This window comes from Microbacterium natoriense (assembly GCF_030816295.1).
In the GTDB taxonomy this organism is placed as follows: Bacteria; Actinomycetota; Actinomycetes; order Actinomycetales; family Microbacteriaceae; genus Microbacterium; species Microbacterium natoriense_A.
On record NZ_JAUSXV010000001.1, the window covers coordinates 4,151,513 to 4,173,449 of the forward strand.

Here is a 21,937-nt window from a genome sequence, read left to right on the forward strand (position 1 = left end):
GAAAGCCCCGCTCGCGTTCCTCCCCGTATACATTCGAGTCGAGGCGGGGCACGTCATTCACGCCTCAGATACGAGTTCCACTTCACCAGGAACGCGGAGATGATCACCCCTCCGGCCGGCACCACTTCTTCGACGGCGGGCTGCGGGTCACCCAGGGCGGCGAGGTCGACGAGCGCCGCCGTTCGCAGGGCGACGATTCGCTCCTGCTCCTGCGCACTCAGCTTCTCCAGCGTCTCCGCCTGCAGGCGCGCGGCGATGGCATCCACCTCCGGCCGCATCCTGTCGACCGCGACATTGATCGCCGTGTCGATCTCCTCGCGCTCCGCCGGACGGAGCGCGCGCACCAGCAGCGCGAGTATGAGTCCGGCGATTCCGATCGCACCCGCGCCGAACACGAGCGGCGCAACCGGCATCGCAGGGCGCGTCAGCTGGAACGCTGCGGCCACCGCTAGCGTGACAGCGATCCCGATCTGCATCCGCACCATTCCCCAGTTCAGCGGACGCCACCCGACCGCGATCAGCACGATGAGGTCGCCCAGCCCCGAGATCGTCGCCAGAACGAAGAGGATTCCTTCCGTCTCGTACGGATCCGACCTCAGACCGGCGGCGAGCGCCGCAGAGAACGCTCCGCTCAGCACCGCGGCGAACAGCACGAAGGTCGACCATCCGCCGTGGGGGTTCCTCGCCCCGTACTCCCTGCGCAGCCGACGGCGGCACTCGCGCCACGCCTCGTCGGCCGCGTCACGCGCCTGATCCCAGAGATCGAGTGCGACGTCCCGCTGCCCGGCGACGTCGAAGGCCACCCGCTCGACGTCCTTCGCATCGAAGTGCTTCGCCGCGACAGGAAGGCGCGACCGCACGACGACGACCTGCTTCTCGAAGTCGTCATCTGCCACGGACTCAGGGTAGCCACCCGCACCGGGAGCCGACGGACGTGAGAATGCCCGACGAAGGCGAGCGTCGTCAGCGGTCGACAGGCCCACTCCGCTCGACGGGCACCGCTTCGACGACGAGCGAGGGTGCACCGGCATCCGCTTCGCCGAGCTTCACGACGACGACTCCCGCGAGCACGAGCGCGCCTCCGATCGCCTGCACGGGTCCGGGGATCTGACCCAGCATCAGAGCGCTGAACACCATCGCGGCGACCACCTCGGAGAGGGCGACGAACGACGACAGGCGGGAGCCGAGCATCCGCGTCGACGCGATGCCGAGGATGTATGCGAGCGCCGTCGCGATCAGCCCCATCGCGAGCACCGGCACGAACCACGGCACGCTCCCGACGCTGTACTCGACGTCGGCGGTGGTCCACTCGAACGGGAGCACCCCGATCAGTGCGGCGATCGCGAGGCCCACCGCTCCGATCAGCAGGCCGAGGCCCGCGAGCGCGATCGGCGGCAGCCCGGTGTCGGCTCTGCCCGAGAGCACGAAGTAGGTCGCCGCCCCGATCATCGCACCGAGCGCGAACAGGATGCCGCCCAGATTCACCTGCGCGCCGGTGAGGATGTCGAGCATCAGCACGAGACCTACGAAGGCGACGGCCGCGCCGAGCAGGCTGCGCCTGGTCGGCTTCTCGCCGCGCCGGATCCACAGCCAGAGCACGACGGCGATGGGGGCGGTGTACTCGATGAGCAGGGCGATGCCTACGTCCATGACGGCGACCGCCTGGAAGTAGCAGAGCTGCGCGAGCGTCACCGCGAGCACTCCGTAGACGAGGACCATGACGGCGTTGCGGCGCACGATCCGCCACTTTCCCCGCAGCGCGAGAAGGGTCGGCACGAGGAGCACGAGCGCCGCCACCCACATCCGCACCGTGACAGCCGCGCCGGGGCTCCAGCCTGCATCGATGAGCCCGCGGGCGAAGACGCCCGACATGCCGAACGACACGGCCGCGCCGAGCGCCACCAGCATCCCGCGGCTGACGCCCGGGCGCGACGCGATTCGAATGCTGTCATCGGCAAGTGTGGTCATGACATGTGACGCTACGCGTATGCGATGTAAGATGTCAACATGATCTTCACCAATGACACGGAAGACGCGCTCCGCTCGGCCGTCTGGCTGGTGAACACCGCGGAAGCGCCGGACACGCTGACGGACGCCGCAGACGAGGCCGAATTCCTCGAGGAGTTCCCGTTCACCGGGCGCGTGGATCGGGATGCCGTCGAGCTCGACGCGCTGCGCCGCATCCGCTCGCAACTGCGTGCCATGCTCATCGCGCCGCGCGACGAGATGGCCAAGGCCGTCAACGAGGCCCTCGCGTCGGTGACGCTGACGCCGCGGTTGACCAGGCACGGCGACATGGACTGGCACCTGCACGCGGTCGCCGACGACCGCCCTCTCTCCGAGCGCGTGCTGATCGAGACGGCCATGGCCCTCGTCGACGTCATCCGCACCGACGAGGGCTCACGCATCTCCGTGTGCGACGACGACTCCTGCGAGGCCCTCGCCCTCGACCTCTCACGCAATCGCTCGAAGCGCTACTGCTCGACGACCTGCGCCAACCGCAACGCCGTCGCCGCCTACAGGGCGCGGCGTGCCTCCTGATCGATCCCCCGCCGCCTCCAGGTCGATCCTCCCGCGCCACCGCGTTCCCGACGCGCCGCCCCCGAATATGCGCGAACAACGTGGTGGCACGTCGACATCGTGGTGGCGGGGCATCATCGCACCACCCGGGGCACTCTTCACACTCTTCACAAACTTCTGAAATCGGCGTAGCGTGCCGTGCATGGACACAGTGATCCGCACGAGCGATCTCACCAAGCACTACGGCCGCGTGCACGCTCTCGACGGCCTCGATCTCTCCGTCACAGCGGGTCAGGTGCACGGCTTCCTCGGCCCGAACGGCGCCGGAAAGACGACCACGATCCGCATCCTCCTCGGTCTCGCACGCAAGACCTCGGGCGACGTCGAGGTGCTCGGGCGAGACCCCTGGAGGGACGCGACCGACCTGCACCGCCGCATCGCCTATGTTCCGGGTGACGTCAGCGTCTGGCCCAACCTCTCCGGCGGAGAGGCGATCGACCTGCTGTCGCGCCTGCGCGGGGCATCGACGAAGAGCGCCGACTACCGGGCGAGCCGCGCACGGCTCGAGGCGGCGTTCCAGTTCGATCCGCGCAAGAAGGGCAGAGCCTATTCGAAGGGCAACCGGCAGAAGGTCGCCCTCATCGCCGCGTTCGCGGTGCCGGCCGACCTCTACATCCTCGACGAGCCGACCAGCGGGCTCGATCCGCTGATGGAGGTGGTGTTCCGACAGGAGATCGCACGGGTGAAGGATGCCGGCGCCACGGTGCTGCTTTCGAGCCACATCCTGTCGGAGGTCGAGCTGCTGTGCGACCGGGTCTCGATCATCCGTGCCGGCCGCGTCGTCGAGTCCGGCACGCTGCCGGAACTGCGACACCTCACCCGCACCGAGGTGTCGTTCGCAGCAGCCGACGTCTCGGCCACCGACGGGATCGCTGCGGCCCATGATCCGACGTTCACCGAGGGGCGCGCGCGGTTCACGGTCGACAGCGACGCCATGGCATCCGTCCTCCCGATCCTCGCCCAGCGCCAGGTGACCGGCTTGCGCATCGAGCCGCCCTCTCTCGAGGAGCTGTTCCTGCGCCACTACGGCGACGAGAGCGCATCATGATCCCCCTGCTCCGCCAGCGTCTGCGCCGCGACTGGCTGCAGCTCTCGCTGTGGGTCATCGGCGCCGTGCTGCTCGCCTACGCGGGCTACGCCGGCGTCACGCAGTCGTACAGCACGGTCGCCGACCGTCAGGAGGTGCTCGCGGCGGTCGCCGCGAACCCGGTGATCCTGATGTTTCGGGGGCTGCCCTCCGGCACCTCCGTCGGCGCGTTCCTCGCATTCGAAGATCTGCCCTGGCTCGCGATGCTCGCAGCTCTCATGAGCACGTTCCTCGCTGTGCGGCACACGCGCGGCGACGAGGAGGCCGGGCGCAGCGAACTCGTCGCGGCCACACCCGCCTCGCGCACGCTGCCGCTGCTCGCCACGATCGTGCACGGACTCGCGGCCAACGTCGTGCTGGGCCTGCTCATCGGCCTGTCGCTGATCGGCGCGGGGATGGACGCCGCGGGCTCGCTGCTGCTGGGAGCTGCGGCAGCCGCCACGGGCGTCTCGTTCCTCGGCGTCGGTCTCGTCGCGGCGCAGCTCATGCGCACGTCGCGGGGTGCGAACGCGCTCACCGTCTGGCTGCTGGTGGCGACGTTCCTGATCCGGGGCATGGGCAATCTCGCCGGCACGCCGAGCGACGACCTGAGCCGCATCGACAGCGCGTGGCCGGTCTGGCTGTCGCCGTTCGGCTGGGCCGAGCAGATCCGCCCCTTCGACGAGAACTCGCCGTGGCCGCTGGTCCTCGGGTTCGCGTTCGGGATCGTGCTCGCGGTGACCGCCACCGTGCTGCAGTCGGCTCGCGACCTGGGCGCGAGCTTCATCGCCGAGCGGGGCGGCCGGGCGAGCGCACGCGCCGCGCTCGCCTCTCCGCACGCTCTCGTCTGGCGGCTGGCGTGGGGGTCCCTCCTGGGCTGGGTCATCGGCGGTGTGCTCACGGGGTTCCTCGCCACGACCCTCGGCGGCATTGCAGGGCAGGTGGCCGGGGAGAACCCTGCCGTCGCGCAGATCCTCGAGAAGATCGCCCGCGCCGGCGACCTCGACGAGGCGATGATCACGGTCTTCTTCACGATGCTCGGGGTGCTCGCGGCCTGCGCCGGCGTGCAGACGATCATCCGCGCGCGCCAGGAGGAAGCGCACGGCACCGCCGAGCCGGTGCTCGCGGCCGCGGTCGGCCGCGTTCGCTGGCTCGCGGACTACGCGATCGTCGCGACGATCGGGGTAGCTCTGGTCGTGGCCGCGGCGATGGTCGCGGCATACGTCGGCCTGGCGGCCAACGGCGCCCCCGCCGACCTGTTCCGAGTCGTCACGGTCACCGGGCTCGGGCAGTTCATCGCGGCATCCGTCTTCACCGCCCTCACCGCACTCGTGTTCGTCCTCGCGCCGCGCGCGACGCTCGGGGCGGGGTGGACGCTGGTCGGCGTGGCAGCGGTCCTGGGCATGTTCGGACCGCTCATGGGCATGCCCGAGTGGCTCACGAGCATCTCGCCGATCGCGGTGACACCCGTGGTGTCGCACGGCGACGTGGACCTGCGGGGACTCTGGTGGCTCGTGTTCGCCGTCGTGGTCGCCGGTGCCGGAGCGCTCACGCTCATGCGCCGTCGGGAACTCGCGTCAGACGGCTAATCTGGGGCTGAGGAGCGCATGGAACACCGAGGAACCGAAGCCGCAGAGCAGGCCGCCGCGATGATCACGGCGGCCGGCATGCCGAGGATGCCCGCGCGCGTGCTGATGGCGCTGGTCGCCGCCCCCGCCGGCGGATACACGGCGGCCGAGCTCGCCGAGCGCCTCGAGGTGAGCCCCGCCGCGGTGTCGGGCGCGGTTCGCTACCTGCAGGACGCGCATTTCGCACGGCGTCTGCCCAGCGCCGGCCATCGCCGGGACCGCTACGACCTGGTCGCCGACTCGTTCCACTCCGTCGTGATCGGCAACCTGCCGGTGTACACCCGCATGGCCGACTACGTCGAGAAGATCGCAGCGGAGACCGGCGAAGAGCCGGCCGCCGCCGAGCGCGCCGCCCAGATGGCGGGCTTCCTGCGGTTCATGGCCGAGCGGATGCCGCAGCTCGTCGACGAGTGGATCGCTCAGCGCGACGCGAACCCCGCGTAGGGCGGGGCGCCAGGTCAGCCCCCGACCACGCCCTCGAACAGCCCGATGTGATTGCCGTCGGGGTCGACGATCACCGCCCACCAGCTGCTCTCGGTGATCTGCTGCTTGCCCTGGGCGACGCTCGCACCGGCGTCCTGCGCGCGAGCGATCGTCTCGTCGATCGAGTCGACCTCGACGTACGACCGCGGCTCGACGAACCCCTCACCGCGGGGCGCGAGGCCGCCGCCCGAGATGCCGTTGGGAGCCTGCCACATCGGGTAGCCCTCGAAGCCCGGCATCTCGGCGATCTGCCAGCCGAACAGGCTCGAGTAGAACTCGGTCGCCGCTTTCATGTCGCTCACCGGGATGTCGATGTGCGTGATGTCTCCGTGCGCCATGGTGGCCCCTTTCGCCGTTCTCGTCGTCGTGCGGACGCGGCCAGTCTTCTCGCCCGACCAGGCGACTTCAAGGGGTTGTGCTCACACTCCGGAACGCCCGACGACGCCCTTGCGCAGCAGTGCGTTTCCGTACGCACGGGTCTCCCCGGTTCGCACCATCAGATAGGCGCCCCTGGCGACGTCGTAGTACGCGAAGCGCTCCACGAATCGCGTGGTGCCGGCATCCGTCCCGGCTGCGGCCATGAGCTGGTGCTGCACGTCGAGCACCTCGCCATCAGCAGAGGTCATGAGGTCGATGCCGGGCACATCATCGAGGGGCAGCACCGTGCGGATGGCGGCGACGACATCGGGCGTGGTGGTGCCGGGCAGGTCGACGACCCGCTCCCCCAGCGCCCACGCCGGGAAGTGCGCGTCGGCGATCACGACCGCGTCGGAGTGTCCCATCCGGTCGAGGTGCAGCAGCAGTTCACCGGTGAGCAGCGGGTCGATTCCTTCGAGCATGAGCGTTCCGTTCGTCAGGAGATGAAGCCCTCGGCGGCGAGGGCCTGCCAGAGGGCTGCCGGGATGTCGAGGGCGGCGTACTCCGCGTTCTGTCTCAGCTGCGCGGGGCGGCTGCCGCCGACGACCACCGAGTGCACCAGGTCGGACTGCAGCGGGAACTGCAGCGCCGCGGCAGGCAGCGGCACGTCGTGATCGGCGCAGATCGCGGCGATCCGGACGAGGCGCTCCCACAGCTCCTGCGGGAGCTGCCCGTACTCGTACCGGCCGTCGCGGTGCGGGGTGCTCTGGGCGAGAAGCCCCGAGTTGAACACAGACGCGGCGACGATCCCCGTGCCGTTCTCGCGGCAGGCCGGCAGAACGTCGGCTGCGGCAGGCTGCTCGAGCAGCGTGTAACGTCCGGCGACCATGATGAGGTCGAGGTCGGCCGCCCGGACGGCGGTGGCGAGAGCATCCGACACCATCGATCCGATGCCGATCCGACCGACCTCCCCGTCCGCGCGCAGCTGCTCGAGAGCGGGCAGCGCCTCGGCGAGCGCGAGGTCGAGGTCGAGGTTGTGGCGTTCGGGATCGTGCAGGTACAGCAGGTCGATCCGGTCGATGCCGAGCCGCTCGCGCGACTCGTCGAGGGACGAGCGGATGCCGCCTGCTGAGAAGTCCCAGACCCGCTGCAGGTCGTCGAGCACGTGGAAGTCGTTCGCGGTGTCGAGCCCTCCCCGCTCATGGTCGGGGTTCGGACGCAGGAGGCGGCCGACCTTCGTGGAGAGGAAGTACTCCTCCCGCGGCTTGGTCGCGAGGAACGCGCCCAGCCGGCGCTCGGACAGGCCGAGGCCATAGTGCGGTGCCGTGTCGTAGTGGCGGATGCCGGCATCCCACGCCGCATCGAGCACCTCCCAGGCCTCGTCATCCGTGAGCGGACGGAAGAGGTTGCCGAGGTTGGCCGCGCCGTAACCGAGGCGGGGCACGCCGCGATCAGACGAAGACATGCTGCCCCTTCCACGTGTACTCGGCGATGCTGTCCGCCTTCATCTCCATGCCGCTTCCCGAGGCGGACGGCGGCATGTACGAGCCGCCGCGGATCGCGGTCGGGGTGACGAAGTGCTCGTGCAGGTGATCCACGTACTCGATCATGCGCCCCTCGCGGCTGCCGCTCACCGCGACGAAATCGAACATCGACAGGTGCTGCACAGCCTCGCAGAGTCCGACCCCGCCCGCGTGCGGGCACACCGGCACCCCGAATTTCGCGGCGAGCAGCAGGTTGGCAATGTTCTCGTTGACGCCGGCCACGCGCACGGCGTCGATCTGCATCACCTCGATCGCGTTCGCCTGCAGCAGTTGCTTGAAGATCATCCTGTTCTGCGCGTGCTCTCCGGTGGCCACCCGGATCGGAGCGACGCCGCGCGCGATCTCCGCATGCCCGAGGATGTCATCGGGACTCGTGGGCTCTTCGACCCAGGCGGGGCGGAACTCGGCGAGCGCGTTCACCCACTCGATCGCCTCGGCGACCTCCCAACGCTGGTTCGCGTCGATCGCGATCGGGAAGTCGGGTCCGCATACCTCGCGGGCCTTGCGGAAGCGCCGGATGTCGTCGTGCAGGTCGGCGCCGACCTTGAGCTTGATCTGGGTGAAGCCCGCGGCCATCGCCTCGCGCGCGAGGCGCTCCAGCTTCTCATCGGAGTAGCCGAGCCACCCCGGGCTGGTGGTGTACCCGGGATAACCGGTGGCGAACAGCTGCTGCTCTCGCTCCGCCCGTCCTGGCACGGCGTCGCGCAGGATGGCGAGGGCGTCATCGCGCGTGAGCGCGTTGCCGAGATAGCGGAAGTCGACGAGACCGACGATCTCCTCGGGCGTCATACGAGCCAGCAGCTGCCAGAGCGGGAGCCCCGCGCGCTTGGCCTTGATGTCCCACAGCGCGTTGATGACGGCGCCGATGGCCATGTGCATGACGCCCTTCTCCGGGCCCAACCAGCGCAGCTGCGAGTCGCGGATGAGCTCGCGGAACGTGCCGCCCATGTCGTCGAGCAGCGGCTCGATCTCACGCCCGACGAGGTGGCCGGCCAGAGCGTCGATCGCCGCGACCTGCACGTCGTTCCCACGTCCGATCGTGAAGACGAAGGCGTGACCGGCGTCGTCGACGTCGGTCCTGACGACCGCGTAGGCCGCCGAGTAGTCGGGGTCGGGGTTCATGGCGTCGGAGCCGTCGAGGCTCAGCGATGTCGGGAAGCGGATGTCGGTGGTGTCGAGGGCGACGATGCGGCTCACGGGATTCCTCTCAGAGTCGGCTTTCCTGCACCGACCTCTTGGAGCATAAACATCGGATGTCTATACTGTCAACGAACCCGGCCCACACGGTGACGAATCGACCGTCTCTGTCGTGCGAGCCCCCGGAATCCTCGAGGAGAGTCATGAAGTTCGCACGATTGGGAGAACCAGGGGCCGAGATCCCCGTACTCGTCGAGGGAGATCGTCACCTCGACCTGCGGCCGGTGACATCCGACCTCCACGGCGATTTCCTCGCATCCGATTTCCGCTCCCGCGTCGCCGCGGCTCGCGCGGCTGACGAGCTCCCCGAGGTGGCGGACGCCGCGGCGATGCGCATCGGCGCTCCGATCGCACGCCCGAGCGCGGTGATCTGCATCGGGCAGAACTACGCCGCTCACGCCCGCGAGTCGGGGGCGGAACCGCCCACAGTGCCGATCTTGTTCCTGAAGACTCCCAACACGGTCGTCGGCCCGAACGACGCCGTGACGATCCCGCGCGGCAGCGAGAAGACCGACTGGGAGGTCGAGCTCGGCATCGTGATCGGCGCTCGCGCGGCGTACCTCGATTCGCCGTCGGAGGCCGACGCACACATCGCGGGATACGTCGTCGCCAACGACGTGTCCGAACGCTCCTTCCAGATGGAGGTCTCTGGCGGGCAGTGGTCCAAGGGCAAGATCGCGCCGGGCTTCAACCCGACCGGCCCGTGGCTCGTCACCCCCGATGACGTCGACGCCGCCGATCTGCGCCTGCGCAGCTGGGTCAACGGCGAGCCCCGCCAGGACTCGAACACGAACGACATGATCTTCGACGTGCGCGAGATCGTGCACCATCTGTCGCAGTACGTGACCCTCGAGCCCGGCGACCTCATCCTCACCGGCACTCCGCAGGGCGTCGCCTTCGGCGGGAAGTTCCCGTACCTGACGGCCGGAGACGTCGTCGACATCGAGATCGAAGGACTCGGCCATCAGCGGCAGGAGTTCGTGGCGTGGAAGGAGCAGCAGTGAGCGCAGGACTCGACGGGCTCGTCGCGATCGTCACCGGTGGAGCATCCGGCATCGGCGCCGCCATCGCGCGTCGCCTGCAAGCCGACGGTGCGCGGATCGCGGTTCTCGACCGCGACATCTCGGGGGCGGATGCCAGGTTCGCAGCGTTCACCGCCGACGTCTCGGACCGCGCCTCGGTCGACGCCGCGGTCGCGGCCGTCGCCGAGCGGTTCGGACGCATCGACATCGTCGTGAACAACGCCGGCGTCGGCGCGCAGGGCGACATCTCCGCGAACGACGACGACGAGTGGGCGCGCGTGCTGTCGATCAATGTCACCGGCATCGCGCGGGTGACCTCCGCAGCGCTCCCCTGGCTGCGGCGGTCACCCGCGGCATCCGTCTGCAACACGGCGTCCATCGCGTCGACCACCGGCCTCCCCCAGCGCGCGCTGTACTCGGCGTCGAAGGGCGCGGTCTCGGCCCTGACGCGCGCGATGGCGACCGACCACTTGCGCGAAGGCATCCGGGTGAACGCGGTCAACCCCGGCACCGCAGACACTCCCTGGGTCGGACGCCTGCTGGATGCAGCATCCGACCCCGCAGCCGAGCGCGCCGCCCTCGAGGCCCGGCAGCCGCACGGGCGTCTGGTCAGCCCCGACGAGGTCGCCGCCGCTGTGGCCTACCTCGTCTCCCCTGCCGCAGGTTCCACGACCGGAACCTTCATCGAGGTCGACGGCGGTATGGCGCAGCTGCGTCTGCGCCCCGAGTAGCCGGCTTCGGTTCCGCGGGCTCGCTCCCGTCGCGAAACATCCCGGTCGGCCGCTCCGCGTCGCTCGCGCCGGCCCGCTTCCGCTTCCGCTTCCGGTCGCAGTTGTTGCCGTCAGCGCGCTCGGACTCGGTGTTCCGGGTGCAGTTCGTGCCGCTCGATCGGCGGCGGAGCGACACCAACTGCGCCCGGAGTAAGGCATACGGCTGCCGCAGCGACACCAACTGCGCCCGGAACGACGCCCCCAGCCTGTGGATAACTTCCGCGAACATCCACGTGTGATGCGACGGTTGAGCCATGGGAAATCCACGCCCCCTGCCCGCGGAGCTCGGAAGACGCTTCAGCGTGCAAGATGCGCTGCGCGCCGGAGCGAGCAGCGGGCGCCTTCGGCGCTCGGATCTCGAGACCCCCTTTCGCGGCGTGCGCTCCACAACGGTCGCAGCGGATCTCAGCGCACTCGATCCGTTCGAGAGGCAGGCCGCCGCGAGGCGGATCCGTGCGAGAAGGTATGTTCCGCGTCTGCGAGATGACCAGTTCCTCAGTCATGAGAGCGCGGTCGCCCTGTACGGAGGCCCGCTCCCGCTCGTCATAGACCGAACTGGTCCCGTCGATGGCATGGAGCTCCCCGTGCACGTCGCCACTCTCGGCCGCGGCACACTCGTCCGGGCCAACGGCGTAGCAGCGCATCGGGCGAATCCGCTGAACACCCGTATCGCGAATCGCGACGGCATCCGCCTCGCCTCGACAGCCACCGCGTGGGCGCAACTCGGAGCCTGGAGCGTGCTCGATCTTGTCGCGCTCGGCGACTTCTTCTGCCGTGTCTGGCGATCAGGGCCGGGTCGACGTGACGTCGGCAGACGTCCTCTCGCCACGGTCGACGAGTTGAGAGCCGCGATCTCTGCGGGGCGACGCACGGGAATCGCTCGTCTGCGCGAGGCTGTGGAACTGATCCGTGAAGACTCCTGGTCCCCGCGCGAATCGATGATCCGTTTCCACCTCATCGCCGCTGGTCTTCCGGAGCCCTCGCTAAACCACGACGTCTACGACTCGAACGGACGCTTCCTCGGCTGCGTCGATCTGGCCTACCCCGAGCAGAAGATCGCGATCGAGTACCAGAGCGTCCTCCACCACTCCCGCTATGCCGCGGATGTCGAACGCATCGCCGCCCTCCGCGCCGCGGGCTGGGTCGTCATCGAGATCACGAGCGACCTCTTCGCCAGGCCCGACGTCATGATCGACCGCGTCCGCCGGGCGCTTCGCGCCTGAACCGGAAGCAGCGCTCCCCCGTTGCCGCGTTCCGGTCGCAGTTGCTGCCGCCGCTCGTTCTTTCGGTCCGTTCCGGTCGCAGTTGCTGCCGCGTAACGACGCATCCGACGGCATCAACTGCGACCGGAGTGTGGCGAGCGGATGCTGCGGCGGCATGAACTGCGACCGGAACGGCTTTGTGGGAACCCCGACGCGGGACCGACCCGATCAGCCCTTCAGACCCGAGTGGGCCAGGCCCTCGACGAACTGCCGCTGGGCCACGATGAACACGATGAGCATCGGCACTACCGTCATGGTCGCGGCCGCGAGCTGCGTGTTCCACATCTGCCCGCCGTAGGCGTCGGTGTAGCGGGTGAGCGCCTGGGGCAGGGTGAACAGCTCGGGCGAGGTCAGATACACGGTCGGCTCGAGATACAGGTTCCACGACGCGAGGAACGTGAGGATCGCGACGGCCGACAGCGCGGGCTTGGACAGCGGCAGGCAGATCCGCCACCAGATCGCGGGCCTGCCGAGTCCGTCGATGCGCGCCGCCTCCTCCAGCTCGACGGGCAGCGACAGGAAGAACTGCCGCATGATGAACGTCGCGAGCACGCACGGCGCCGCGAGCGCGGTGACGAGGATCAGCGGCCAGTGGGTGTTGATCATCCCCCACTGCTTGAACATCTGGAACAGCGGCACGATGGTCACCTCGCCGGGGACGAGCAGCCCCACGAGCACCACGAGGAACACAGCGCGTTCGCCCCGCGGAAGCGGATGCGGGCGAAGGCGTAGCCGGCCAGGCTCGACACGATCATGACGATCGCCGTGACGATGACCGCGATGTACACGCTGTTGAAGTACTGCCTCGCGAAGGGCTGGAACGCGAACGCCTCGGCGTAGGCCGCGAACGTCGGGTTCTCGGCCAACAGGGCGGGCGGCGAGCGGAAGATCTCGGCCAGCGGCTTGAACGACGACGTGATCATCCAGATGGTCGGCACCGCGAACGGCACGGCGAGCAGGATCAGGGACGCGATCAGGATCGCCTGGCGGATGCGGTGGCTCCCCGTCATCCGTCTGCTCTCAGTCTTCATAGAACACCCACTTCCGTCGCAGCTGCCACTGCAGCAGCGTGAGCAGCATCACGAACGTCAGCAGCATGAGCGCGAGTGTCGATCCGTAGCCGATGTCGTTGAACTCGAACGCCTGCTGGAACACGTAGTAGACGAGCACAGTGGTCGAGAGTCCCGGGCCCCCTCCGGTCAGCACGGCCACGTTCGCGAAGGCCTGGAGCGCCCCGACGATCGTGATCACGGCAGTGAGCATGAGCGTGGGAGAGATCAGCGGCAGCGTGATGCGGAAGAAGATGCGCCCTGAGCCCGCGCCGTCGATGCGCGCCGCCTCGTAGAGCTCGGACGGTACGCCCTGGAGAGCTGCGAGGAAGAGCACCATGTTCACGCCGACGCTTCGGATGACCTGCGTGACGATCACCGAGATCATCGCGGTGTCGCCCGACAGCAGCCAGTTGGGTCCGTCGATGCCGAACACCGCGAGCAGCGCGTTGATGCCGCCGTTGTCCTGCAGGAGGAATCCCCACACGAGCGTCCAGGCCACGACCGAGACGACGACCGGCGAGAAGAACACCGTGCGGAAGAACGTCACCCCGCGGAACCGCCGGTTCAGCAGCACCGCGAGGCCGAGACCCAGCGCGATGTTCAGCACGACGATGCCGATCGAGAAGATCGCGGTCGCGCCCAGCACCGCAGGAAGCTGCGGGTCGCTGAAGAGCGCGGCGTAGTTGTCGCCGCCGACGAAGGTGAGCTCGCCTCGGAAGATGTTCCACTCGTTCAGGCTGTACCAGATGCCCAGTCCGACGGGCACAAGCACGAAGAGCACGACCCCGACGAGCTGGGGCGCGATGAAGAGGTAGCCCGTGAGCTGGTCGCGCCGCCTCGTCGTCCAGAACGGGCGGTGCGGGTCCCGGGGCGCCTGCGCGCCCCGGGACTCGACGACGGTCTCGACAGCGGTCACTTCGACAACAGCGGCGTGAGCGCGTCGCAGGTCGCGCCGAGCACGGCCTTCACATCGGCATCCGCCGTCCACATGGCGTCGAGGGCGGTCTTGCCCGCCGCCTTGATCTCGGCGGGGCCGGTGTGGTTCGGGAGGGTCACCGCGTCGGGCAGCTGGTCGACCACGACGGTCTGCAGCTGATCGGCGGAGAGCGTCGGGTTGTTCTCGGCGAGCTTCTCGCCCGTGAGCAGGGATTCGCGGGGCGGCGGGAAGTACTGCGCGAGCTTCTCGGCGTTCTCGGGGTCGGTGAGGAAGGCGAGGAAGTCCGTCGCCTCCTGCACGTGAGAGCTCGAGGAGAGCACGCCCACCCCTGCCTGCCCGATCACCGAGTAGTCGCCCTCCGGGCCGCTCGGCAACGGGACGACGTCGTAGGCGAACGACCCGTCGAGCAGCGCCGCACGCGAGACCTGCGCCACGGTGAACGCGGCGTCCCCCGCGAAGAAGTCGGCCGTCGTGCCCGGACCGGGCATGGACTGGTCGGCGAAGGCGGCGTCATGCAGGAACGTGAACGCGTCGACCATCTCGGGGCTGTCCATCGTGCAGGTCTTGCCGTCGGCGCTCCAGGCGCTCGCGCCCCAGCCTGCCCACACCGTGGCGAGCTGGCCCCAGTTCGCGTAGTCGAAGTCGCGGATCACGAACCCGGCCTTGCCCGTGGTCTGGTGCACGGCGGCTCCCAGTTCGCTGACCTCGTCCCACGTGACCTCGTCGTCGAGAGCGACGCCGGCCTGCGCCAAGAGGTCTTTGTTGACGTAGAGAGCGAAGGGCGAGTTCGAGAACGGGTAGGCGTACAGCTCGTCATCGGCGCTGAACTCTGCAGTGACGCTGCCGAGCAGGTCGTCGTAGCCCCAGCCCTTCGTGCCCTTCAGCGCGTCGGTCAGCGGAACGAGCGCGTCGGCGTCGATGAGGTCGCGCGACAGGTCGCCCATCCACGCCAGATCGGGTGCGTTGCCGCCCGCGATCTGCGTGGTCAGCGTGGTGTTGTAGTCGGCGAACGGGAGGGACTCGTAGGTGATCTCCCCGATCTCGGGGTGGTCGGCCTTGTACGCGTCGGCGATCTCGTCGAACAGCGCGAGCTGATCCTCGTTCGAGGTCCACACCGACATGCGCAGATCGACGCTGCCCGGTGCGGCCGTGGTCTCGACGGGTTCAGGAGCGGATGCTGCGCACCCCGCCAGCGCCAGGCCCATCGCGGCGACCGCAGCCGCCGCACCCAGCTTCTTTGCTGATGTCATGCTCTTCTCTTCTCTAGTAGCCGATGATCTCGGGCCAGTGGATCTCGATGCCCGCCTCGACGAGCCGGGACTGGAATGCGGCGACGAGCGCGTCGTCGCCGACGACCTGGGCGGGTTCGAGCGAGCGTTCGGCGCAGAACGCCGCGAGCTCGCCGACCGATTCGCCGATGTTCCACTCGACGGGGTGCAGCCGGTAGGCGCCGTTCGTGATGTGGGTCGTGCCGATGTTCTTCGCGGCGGGGAGCAGGTTGCGCATCCGCACGGGGACCAGCGCGCCGAGTGGGATCTCGAACGGCGCGCATTCGACGTCGATGTAGTTGTCGCCGCCGGTGGAGGGGTGGATGTCGATGCGGTACATGCCCACGCCGACGGTGTCGTCGAACATCGCCGGTCCGCCGTGTCCGCGCAGCTGCACCGAGATGTCCTGTTCGACGATCGTGCGCCGGGCGACGATGCGACGGGACTCGCGGATGTACGGAGCCTGCGCGAAGCCGTCTTCGGTCCCTGCGACGTCCGGCCGCAGCCGAAGACCCGGGAACCCGGTACCGCCATCGGGGCGCGGCGCCTCGGTCTGCAACCAGTACACGTAGGACCGCGCGAGCTCCTTGGCCCCGACGAGGTGCGCCTCGGCATCCGGATCGTCGATGATCGAGCCGTCGAGGTAGTCGAGCATCGGCCAGTTGGCCACCACCACATCGCTGTCGAGGAAACCCGCGCGGAAGTTCTCCCTCGCGAGGATGCGTCGGAACTCCCACAGGTCGCGGTCGCCGGCGTCCGTGCGCTGGTCCGACGCTCCGCGCTCGACGATCGGCGGATTCACGTGCATGGTGCGGACGACGGGTTCCAGCGTCCGAGGATCCGGCGCGGTGAACGAGAGCAGGGGGGCGCCCCAGAACTCCGGCTGCATCCGTCGGAAGCGCTCGTACTCGGCGGGGCGCTCGATCGTGTGGTCGGCGCCCTCCTCGTGATCGAACGCGAAGCACCACGTGACCGCCTGTACGTTGCGCGGGTCGGCCGTCTCTGCCGCGCTGGGCTCTCCCGTGTCGGTGCGTGATTCGGCGCCGAGCACGTACTCGGTGCCGGTGAGCGGCAGGAGGTCGCCGGTCTCGGTGGCATCGAGGACGAAGGATGCCGCGATCTCGCGCCGCACGCCGTCGTGATCCACGGTCACGGAGGTGACGACGTCGCCGTCGACCGACGCCGCGACCGGGATCGCAGGCTGCAGCACGGTGAGGCGGCCGCTCGCCCGATGCGGGGCGAGCATGGCGTCGATCACGGCGACCGCGACGCGCGGTTCGTGGCAGAGCCGGCTGACCCGGCCGAGGCCGGGGTTGAGGTGACGCTCGGATCGGGCGCCCTCGGTGAGCGGGTAGTGCTCGCGGTAGTAGTCGCGGATGCCGTCGCGCAGAGCGCGGTACGAGGCCGTGACGCCGAACTGCTCGACCCAGTACGACTCATCGGGAGGGACGATCTGCGAGGTGAGCTGGCCACCCAGCCAGGCGTATTGCTCGGTGAGCACGACCCGCTGTCCGCGGCGGAGTGCGGCGAGCGCGGCGGCCACGCCGCCGAGGCCTCCGCCGACGATCAGGACGTCGGTCTCGACACGGCTCACCGGCGCACCTCGAGAAGGGTCGCGCCGTCGACGATGTCTCCGGTCAGCAGCACCTGCTTCTGAAGATCGGCGTGCTCTGCGGGGTCGGCGAGCACGATGTCCTGCAGAAGGGACAGCGCCTTCGAGGCCACGGCTTCTCGGCGCAGGTCGAATCCGCTGAGCGGTGCGGATCCGATCGAGTGCCCCGCGACATCCGCCAGGGCGACGTAGCTGAAACGGATCTGCGGTGCGGCGCTCTCGAGCGCCGCTGCCGCGGCCTCTGCGAGGAAGGAGTCCTCAGCGATCACGGCCGTGACGTCTGCGTCGACAACTCGACGGGCGATCGCCGCGGCATCGAGCCCGCTGACGTCGACGGAGGTGACGGCGATGCGCAATCCCGACGCGGCCTGGGCGATTCCGGAGCGGCGGTCGGCTGCAGCGGGGGCGATCGTACCGTGATGCAGGTAGACGGCGCGCTCGTGCCCGAGCTCGTCGAGCCGGCGGATGATCCGGCCGGTGAGGGACAGGTAGTCGATTCCCACGTAGGGCACGTCGGGTTCGTCCCGACGTCCGATCGCGACGAAGGGGAAGTCCTCGGCGACCAGCCGCGCGAGCTCCGCACTGTTCATCTGCTGTCCGAGGAGGAGGCAGCCGTCGGCCAGACGGAACCGCGTGTTCTTGTGGAAGAGGCTCCGCGACCCGTCGACGAGAGGAGAGGCGGTGAAGAACAGCAGATCGCAGCTCAGCCGCTCGGCCGCGCGCTCGATGCCGTTGAGGAGAGGCCCGTAGAAGTCCATGCTCTCGGCGGAGAGCGCCGGCTCGTACGTGAAGATGCCCAGGATCTTGTTGTCGAGCCCGGCGAGCCGGCGAGCGGCCGGATCGGCGACGTACGTGGTCTGCTCGATCGCGCGCATCACGCGCGCTCTCGTCGCCTCGGGGATGCGGACGTTGGAGTAGTCCCTGTCGTTCAGCACCATCGACACGGTCGCCTGGCTCACGCCGGCGATCTTCGCGATCTCGCGCTGGGTGACTCGCCCGTTCTTGTTCGTCGTCATCGACCTCTCCTGATAGTTCGGATTATCAGAATCCGAACTTGACGATAACAGACCACACCGGATCCTTGTCAAACACTTGTGAAGGAAATCCACCTCGGTGCATAGTGCTGTGATAATCCCTATCATCATGGAAGGACGATGATGTCCCCTGATCCCCTGCACCTCAACCTGTCCCGCCGCCATTTCCTCGGCGCCGGCATCCTCGCGGGAGCACTGATCGTGCTGCCGCCGAGCGTCGTGAGCGCGGCCGCCGCCGCCGGCGACGTCACGCTCACCGCCGACGGCATCCGCGTGGTGGCCTCTGTCGGCGGTCGCATCGCCGTCTACTCCGGCGCCGGAGTTCTGCTCATGGCAGGCTCCCGCTTCCAGACCAAAGACACCGTGTACGGCATCCAGACGTCCACGGGCGGCACCCCATCGTTGACCAGCGCCGACGGGCAGCCTGCCATCCGCATGGAGTACACCATGCCCGCATCCGCCGGCGGAGTCGTCGTCTCTGCACTCATCCGCGTGCAGACCGCTCAGGTCCACCTGGAATGGACCGTGTCGGGCTCGGCGACGCTCAATCCTGCCGGGTTCATGTTCAGCCGCGCCCTGACCGCACCCACCGCTCCCGACGAGTACATCCCCACGTCGGAGTGGCAGCGGGACGGCGCAGGCGGAATCCCCTACGAGGTGCCGACCGGTGTCGTCTACCGCTCGTCCTGGGCATCCGGACACGGTCTGCTCCTCCTTGACTCCAGCCGCAAGGCGTGGACGACCGCGACCTGGGTGCACGCCCCGGGAACTCAGGTGGATGCGACGACGGCGGCCACCTCGGCGAGCCTGATCCTCACCGAGGCGCGGCCGGCGTCAGGAGCCGCCATCGGACGCGGAGACGGCATGGCGGTCGAGCTCTCGACGACCCGCCCCTACAACGTGTGGGATGCAGCCGGCGATGCCGCAGCGACCGTGACCGTCACGAATGCACGGAGCAGCGACGAGGTCTTCGCCCTCTCCTGGTGGGCGCGCACCGACCAGGGCGCGGTCGTGTCCTCCGGGACGACCTCGCTCACGGTCGCCGCGTTGTCAGCCGCCGACGCGACGATCTCGGTGCCGCTCGAGGCGCAGGGAATGGTGCTGCTCGAAGCCACGGCGACGGCCGCATCGGGCGACACCGCGTTCGCGCGAACGACGCTGGCAGCGCTCACCCCCTTCGCCTACTCAGCCGGGTCGTCGAGCATGTTCGGCATCGCGAACTACCCGTGGCTGCTGAACGCCGGCGAACAGGCGACTCTGGATCTCTGGCAGAAGGTGGGCATCCAGTGGGTGCGGATCGCCTACGACGGCGGCCCCGGCCTGCCCCCGTCGTCGTACGACGCCCGCGGAATGGACCACAACCTCGAGCTCCAGCCCGACATCACGGCGACGGATGCTGCGCTGGTCGCGTGGGCCGAGGCCAGCTGCACCACGGCGAGCGCCGCCGGAGCCTCGTGGTTCGAAGTGGGCAACGAGCTCAATCGCCCCTTCAACACGGGCGACGCCGCACCAGGGTACGTCGAGCGCGTGCTCAAGCCGGTCCACGCGGCGCGGGCGGCGCAGGGCGGCGCTTTCCAGCTCATGAACAACGGACTCGCCGGCATGGACCGCCCATGGATCGAGGCCTTCCACGCGGCGGGCGGCTGGGACCTCGTCGACGGCATCGCGTTCCACCCGGGTCGCGGCAACTTCACACCCGATTTCATCCCCGATGGCGAGGGCGGGGAATGGGGCACGGGCGCCACGGGCGCCTACTGGAACTTCCTCGGCGGACTCCGTCAGCTCAAAGAGCTGATGGTGGAGTACGGCGAGAAGGAGATCTGGCTCACGGAGGCCTATGCGTGCACGCGGCCGAATGCGTGGTGGAACGACACCTACCGGCATGCCGCCGAGAACGTGCTGCTGTCGCTCGCGCTCGCCAAGGCAGAGGGCGTGCGCGCGGTGTGCTGGTACCAGTTCTTCGACTCGTACACGATCAGCCCCATGGGGGCGAGCCCCGACGATGTCGAGTACCACTTCGGGCTCGTGAACCGCGATCTCGGGCCCAAGCCGTCACTGCTCGCATACGCGACGGCCGCCCGCGCTCTCGACCAGGCGACGTTCGTCCGCTGGGTGCACCTCGACGACGGCACGACGCACGGCTTGCTCTTCTCCACGCCGGACGGCCCGCTCGCCGTGCTGTGGAACCGTGCAGACGGCTACATCCTGAACACGGACGGCACGCGGACCGACTGGCGCTTCCCCGCACCCGAGATGTGGCAGGATCCGTGGCCGACCAAGACGCAGGTCTCGCTCCCGGCCGCGTCACTCGTGACGGAGACGGATGCCTTCGGCCGCACGAGACAGATCGCCTGCGCGGGAGGACAGGCGCAGCTCACGCTCGACGGCGCTCCGCGCCTCTACCGCGGCCTGCTTCTCGACGACTGACGGCTCCGCTCCCGTCGCGAAAGATCCCGGTATCGCGCCACACAACCGGGATCTTCTGCGACGGGAGGACGCCGCCGGCAGGCGGGTGTGTCAGCGGATGCCGTAGAAGGCGAGCGGCGTCGACCAGAACAGTCCGTCAGACGAGACTCCGCGCGACTGCGCCCACGAGTCGACGAACCGGAACCAGCGGGCACGACCGCCCGGCTGGTACGCGGTGTCGAACGACGAGACCGGCCAGTCGCTCCCCCACATCAGCCGCTCGGGACCGAACGCCTCGAGAGCGGCGTCGAGGAACGGAGTCAGCTGCGCCTCGGCCCAGCGCCCTCCGGCCTCTGCCGGCAGCCCCGACAGCTTCGCATGCACGAGGGGCCGTGCCGCGAGCTCGTGCACGTCTCGCAGCCATTCCGCCGAGGGGCGCAGCGGCGCAGCATCCGTCCCGACCCGAGGCTTGCCCAGATGATCCAGCACGACCCGCAGCTCGGGCACGGCGTCGGCGAGCGCCGTGACATCGGAGATCCCCTCCGCTCGCACGCAGGCGTCGAACGTCCATCCGCGCGCGGCGACCAGCTTCGCCCCGTCGACGAATGCCGGCGAAGAGGCGGTTCCGTGCGGCTCGTCCTGCAGCAGGTGCCGCACGCCGATGACGCGCTCGTGCGCGGCGAGGCGCTCCAGATGCTCTGCCGTCGCCGCACCGGAGTCCAGCCGAGCGCCCGCCGTGATCGCGACGACGCCCGCGGCATCCGCGACGCTCTCGACCCACGCCACCTCGTCGAGGAACGCACGCTCGACCGTCCCGGCCTGCACGAAGACCGACACCTCCTCGGTGACGCCGGGCAGCTGCTCCTCGAAGAGCTCGTCTTCGGCGAAGCGGGCGGCCATCGGGCCCTCCAGCCAGTCGTACTCGAGCGTCCACGGATCCCACAGGTGCAGATGACTGTCGACAACGCGCATGCTCCCATCTTGCCTCAGACATCCGATCAATGTGCGAGGATGACGCCATGGCAGTGACAGATGAGGCGATCGAGAAGATCAAGGCGATGATCGTGTCGGGCGAGCTCGGCCCCGGCGACCGCCTGCCCCCCGAGAAAGAGCTGTCCGAGCGCCTCGGCCTGAGTCGCAACTCCATGCGCGAAGCCGTGAAGGCGCTCGAAGTCATCCGAGTTCTCGATGTGCGCCGCGGCGACGGCACCTACGTCACCAGCCTCGAGCCGCACCTGCTGCTCGAGGCCATCGCGTTCGTCGTCGACATGCACGACGACGACTCGATGCTCGAGATCTTCGCGGTCAGGCGGATGCTGGAGTCCCAGGCCACGGGTCTCGCGGCCACGCTCGGCACCGACGACGAGATCGCCGAGCTCGTACAGGAGGTCGACGGGGTGGATGCCTCGGTCGGCATCGAAGAACTCGTGGAGCACGACATCCGCTTCCACCGCGAGATCGTGGGGATGGCGCGCAACGCCTACCTCTCGAGCCTGATCGAGCACCTCAGCAGCCAGACGGTCCGCGCGCGCGTCTGGCGCGGACTCACCGAAGGCGGCGCGGTCGAGCGCACCCTCTCGGAGCATCGCGCGATCGCCGACGCGATCGCGCAGCACGACGCCGCGCTCGCGACCTCGCTCACGACCGCGCACATCGCCGGAGTCGAACGCTGGCTGCGGCAGGCCGCGTCAGCCTGACCCGCCGAGTACCCTCGAGATC

The 21,937-nt window shown here is 69.1% G+C and carries 22 protein-coding genes; 9 read left to right on the forward strand and 13 right to left on the reverse strand.

All coding sequences use genetic code 11. From position 1 onward, the window contains the following. Window positions 1-53 precede the first annotated feature (53 nt). Together QFZ53_RS19600 and QFZ53_RS19605 are read right to left on the reverse strand one after the other, a co-directional pair. The gene (locus QFZ53_RS19600) at window positions 54-896 is read right to left on the reverse strand and encodes a hypothetical protein (RefSeq protein WP_307299260.1); all 843 of its coding nucleotides are present in this window, start codon (window positions 894-896) and stop codon (window positions 54-56) included. A gap of 67 nt (window positions 897-963) precedes the next feature. After that, a complete protein-coding gene (locus QFZ53_RS19605; RefSeq protein ID WP_307299262.1) occupies window positions 964-1,968 on the reverse strand; it encodes an EamA family transporter in 1,005 nt (334 codons plus the stop codon). A 39-nt stretch (window positions 1,969-2,007) separates the two neighbouring features. Between QFZ53_RS19605 and QFZ53_RS19610 the strand changes: the two genes are divergently transcribed. From QFZ53_RS19610 to QFZ53_RS19625, 4 genes are all read left to right on the forward strand, one after another. Continuing rightward, on the forward strand, window positions 2,008-2,541 hold the full coding sequence (locus QFZ53_RS19610) for a CGNR zinc finger domain-containing protein (RefSeq protein WP_307299264.1): 534 nt from the start codon (window positions 2,008-2,010) through the stop codon (window positions 2,539-2,541). 181 nt (window positions 2,542-2,722) lie between these two features. Then, window positions 2,723-3,628, forward strand: coding sequence for an ABC transporter ATP-binding protein (locus QFZ53_RS19615; RefSeq protein ID WP_292907015.1), 906 nt, complete (start codon window positions 2,723-2,725; stop codon window positions 3,626-3,628). Beyond that, a complete protein-coding gene (locus QFZ53_RS19620) occupies window positions 3,625-5,235 on the forward strand; it encodes an ABC transporter permease (protein WP_307299268.1) in 1,611 nt (536 codons plus the stop codon). The genes QFZ53_RS19615 and QFZ53_RS19620 overlap by 4 nt, the downstream gene beginning before the upstream one ends. Window positions 5,236-5,253: 18 nt before the next feature. Continuing rightward, window positions 5,254-5,718 carry a GbsR/MarR family transcriptional regulator gene (locus tag QFZ53_RS19625; RefSeq protein WP_292907011.1) on the forward strand — a complete coding sequence of 155 codons (465 nt, stop codon included), beginning with the start codon at window positions 5,254-5,256 and terminating at the stop codon, window positions 5,716-5,718. A gap of 14 nt (window positions 5,719-5,732) precedes the next feature. Here QFZ53_RS19625 and QFZ53_RS19630 read toward each other — a convergent pair whose 3' ends face one another. The 4 genes from QFZ53_RS19630 to QFZ53_RS19645 form a co-directional block, all read right to left on the reverse strand. Beyond that, window positions 5,733-6,095 carry a VOC family protein gene (locus QFZ53_RS19630; protein WP_292907009.1) on the reverse strand — a complete coding sequence of 121 codons (363 nt, stop codon included), beginning with the start codon at window positions 6,093-6,095 and terminating at the stop codon, window positions 5,733-5,735. 81 nt (window positions 6,096-6,176) lie between these two features. After that, the gene (locus QFZ53_RS19635) at window positions 6,177-6,596 is read right to left on the reverse strand and encodes an RbsD/FucU family protein (RefSeq protein WP_292907007.1); all 420 of its coding nucleotides are present in this window, start codon (window positions 6,594-6,596) and stop codon (window positions 6,177-6,179) included. A gap of 14 nt (window positions 6,597-6,610) precedes the next feature. Next, a complete protein-coding gene (locus QFZ53_RS19640; protein WP_307299272.1) occupies window positions 6,611-7,579 on the reverse strand; it encodes an aldo/keto reductase in 969 nt (322 codons plus the stop codon). Then, window positions 7,566-8,855, reverse strand: a complete 1,290-nt coding sequence (locus tag QFZ53_RS19645) for an enolase C-terminal domain-like protein (RefSeq protein ID WP_307299275.1) — start codon at window positions 8,853-8,855, stop codon at window positions 7,566-7,568. Before QFZ53_RS19645 ends, QFZ53_RS19640 begins: the two co-directional genes overlap by 14 nt. Window positions 8,856-8,998: 143 nt before the next feature. Between QFZ53_RS19645 and QFZ53_RS19650 the strand changes: the two genes are divergently transcribed. The 3 genes from QFZ53_RS19650 to QFZ53_RS19660 all read left to right on the forward strand — a co-directional run bounded on the left by QFZ53_RS19650 (window position 8,999) and on the right by QFZ53_RS19660 (window position 11,870). Further along, window positions 8,999-9,859, forward strand: a complete 861-nt coding sequence (locus tag QFZ53_RS19650) for a fumarylacetoacetate hydrolase family protein (protein ID WP_307299277.1) — start codon at window positions 8,999-9,001, stop codon at window positions 9,857-9,859. Next, a complete protein-coding gene (locus tag QFZ53_RS19655) occupies window positions 9,856-10,608 on the forward strand; it encodes an SDR family NAD(P)-dependent oxidoreductase (protein ID WP_307299279.1) in 753 nt (250 codons plus the stop codon). Before QFZ53_RS19650 ends, QFZ53_RS19655 begins: the two co-directional genes overlap by 4 nt. A gap of 611 nt (window positions 10,609-11,219) precedes the next feature. Then, window positions 11,220-11,870, forward strand: a complete 651-nt coding sequence (locus QFZ53_RS19660) for a hypothetical protein (RefSeq protein ID WP_307299283.1) — start codon at window positions 11,220-11,222, stop codon at window positions 11,868-11,870. A 207-nt stretch (window positions 11,871-12,077) separates the two neighbouring features. On the opposite strand, the gene QFZ53_RS19665 is transcribed toward QFZ53_RS19660, so the two are convergent. From QFZ53_RS19665 to QFZ53_RS19690, 6 genes are read right to left on the reverse strand one after another with little or no spacing between them, the layout of a single operon-like run. Next, on the reverse strand, window positions 12,078-12,599 hold the full coding sequence (locus QFZ53_RS19665) for a carbohydrate ABC transporter permease (protein ID WP_307299286.1): 522 nt from the start codon (window positions 12,597-12,599) through the stop codon (window positions 12,078-12,080). Next, the gene (locus QFZ53_RS19670) at window positions 12,554-12,919 is read right to left on the reverse strand and encodes a hypothetical protein (protein ID WP_307299288.1); all 366 of its coding nucleotides are present in this window, start codon (window positions 12,917-12,919) and stop codon (window positions 12,554-12,556) included. Before QFZ53_RS19670 ends, QFZ53_RS19665 begins: the two co-directional genes overlap by 46 nt. A gap of 10 nt (window positions 12,920-12,929) precedes the next feature. Next, window positions 12,930-13,877: a carbohydrate ABC transporter permease gene (locus tag QFZ53_RS19675; RefSeq protein WP_292906993.1), complete on the reverse strand. Its 948-nt coding sequence runs from the start codon at window positions 13,875-13,877 to the stop codon at window positions 12,930-12,932. Next, entirely contained in the window at window positions 13,874-15,148 is a 1,275-nt protein-coding gene (locus tag QFZ53_RS19680) for an ABC transporter substrate-binding protein (protein ID WP_307299291.1), read from the reverse strand. Before QFZ53_RS19680 ends, QFZ53_RS19675 begins: the two co-directional genes overlap by 4 nt. Before the next feature lie 13 nt (window positions 15,149-15,161). Continuing rightward, window positions 15,162-16,760, reverse strand: a complete 1,599-nt coding sequence (locus QFZ53_RS19685; RefSeq protein WP_307299292.1) for an FAD-dependent oxidoreductase — start codon at window positions 16,758-16,760, stop codon at window positions 15,162-15,164. After that, the gene (locus QFZ53_RS19690) at window positions 16,757-17,794 is read right to left on the reverse strand and encodes a LacI family DNA-binding transcriptional regulator (protein ID WP_307299294.1); all 1,038 of its coding nucleotides are present in this window, start codon (window positions 17,792-17,794) and stop codon (window positions 16,757-16,759) included. Before QFZ53_RS19690 ends, QFZ53_RS19685 begins: the two co-directional genes overlap by 4 nt. Window positions 17,795-17,932: 138 nt before the next feature. On the opposite strand from QFZ53_RS19690, the gene QFZ53_RS19695 reads away from it, so the two are divergent. Then, the gene (locus QFZ53_RS19695; protein ID WP_307299296.1) at window positions 17,933-20,239 is read left to right on the forward strand and encodes a hypothetical protein; all 2,307 of its coding nucleotides are present in this window, start codon (window positions 17,933-17,935) and stop codon (window positions 20,237-20,239) included. A gap of 90 nt (window positions 20,240-20,329) precedes the next feature. Here the strand turns inward: QFZ53_RS19695 and QFZ53_RS19700 are convergent, their stop codons facing one another. Next, entirely contained in the window at window positions 20,330-21,190 is an 861-nt protein-coding gene (locus tag QFZ53_RS19700; RefSeq protein WP_307299299.1) for an amidohydrolase family protein, read from the reverse strand. Between the two features lie 47 nt (window positions 21,191-21,237). Here QFZ53_RS19700 and QFZ53_RS19705 point away from each other — a divergent pair, with 47 nt between their 5' ends. Then, window positions 21,238-21,915 carry a FadR/GntR family transcriptional regulator gene (locus tag QFZ53_RS19705; RefSeq protein WP_307299300.1) on the forward strand — a complete coding sequence of 226 codons (678 nt, stop codon included), beginning with the start codon at window positions 21,238-21,240 and terminating at the stop codon, window positions 21,913-21,915. Window positions 21,916-21,937 lie beyond the last annotated feature (22 nt).

Coding starts and splice junctions, on each gene's coding strand:
- QFZ53_RS19630 (WP_292907009.1), bottom strand. CDS start 6,095: ATGGCGCACGGAGACATCACGCACATCGACATCCCGGTGAGCGACATG.
- QFZ53_RS19670 (WP_307299288.1), bottom strand. CDS start 12,919: ATGACGGGGAGCCACCGCATCCGCCAGGCGATCCTGATCGCGTCCCTG.
- QFZ53_RS19625 (WP_292907011.1), top strand. CDS start 5,254: ATGGAACACCGAGGAACCGAAGCCGCAGAGCAGGCCGCCGCGATGATC.
- QFZ53_RS19635 (WP_292907007.1), bottom strand. CDS start 6,596: ATGCTCGAAGGAATCGACCCGCTGCTCACCGGTGAACTGCTGCTGCAC.
- QFZ53_RS19695 (WP_307299296.1), top strand. CDS start 17,933: ATGATGTCCCCTGATCCCCTGCACCTCAACCTGTCCCGCCGCCATTTC.
- QFZ53_RS19610 (WP_307299264.1), top strand. CDS start 2,008: ATGATCTTCACCAATGACACGGAAGACGCGCTCCGCTCGGCCGTCTGG.
- QFZ53_RS19640 (WP_307299272.1), bottom strand. CDS start 7,579: ATGTCTTCGTCTGATCGCGGCGTGCCCCGCCTCGGTTACGGCGCGGCC.
- QFZ53_RS19690 (WP_307299294.1), bottom strand. CDS start 17,794: ATGACGACGAACAAGAACGGGCGAGTCACCCAGCGCGAGATCGCGAAG.
- QFZ53_RS19605 (WP_307299262.1), bottom strand. CDS start 1,968: ATGACCACACTTGCCGATGACAGCATTCGAATCGCGTCGCGCCCGGGC.
- QFZ53_RS19705 (WP_307299300.1), top strand. CDS start 21,238: ATGGCAGTGACAGATGAGGCGATCGAGAAGATCAAGGCGATGATCGTG.
- QFZ53_RS19660 (WP_307299283.1), top strand. CDS start 11,220: ATGGAGCTCCCCGTGCACGTCGCCACTCTCGGCCGCGGCACACTCGTC.
- QFZ53_RS19680 (WP_307299291.1), bottom strand. CDS start 15,148: ATGACATCAGCAAAGAAGCTGGGTGCGGCGGCTGCGGTCGCCGCGATG.
- QFZ53_RS19700 (WP_307299299.1), bottom strand. CDS start 21,190: ATGCGCGTTGTCGACAGTCATCTGCACCTGTGGGATCCGTGGACGCTC.
- QFZ53_RS19615 (WP_292907015.1), top strand. CDS start 2,723: ATGGACACAGTGATCCGCACGAGCGATCTCACCAAGCACTACGGCCGC.
- QFZ53_RS19650 (WP_307299277.1), top strand. CDS start 8,999: ATGAAGTTCGCACGATTGGGAGAACCAGGGGCCGAGATCCCCGTACTC.
- QFZ53_RS19620 (WP_307299268.1), top strand. CDS start 3,625: ATGATCCCCCTGCTCCGCCAGCGTCTGCGCCGCGACTGGCTGCAGCTC.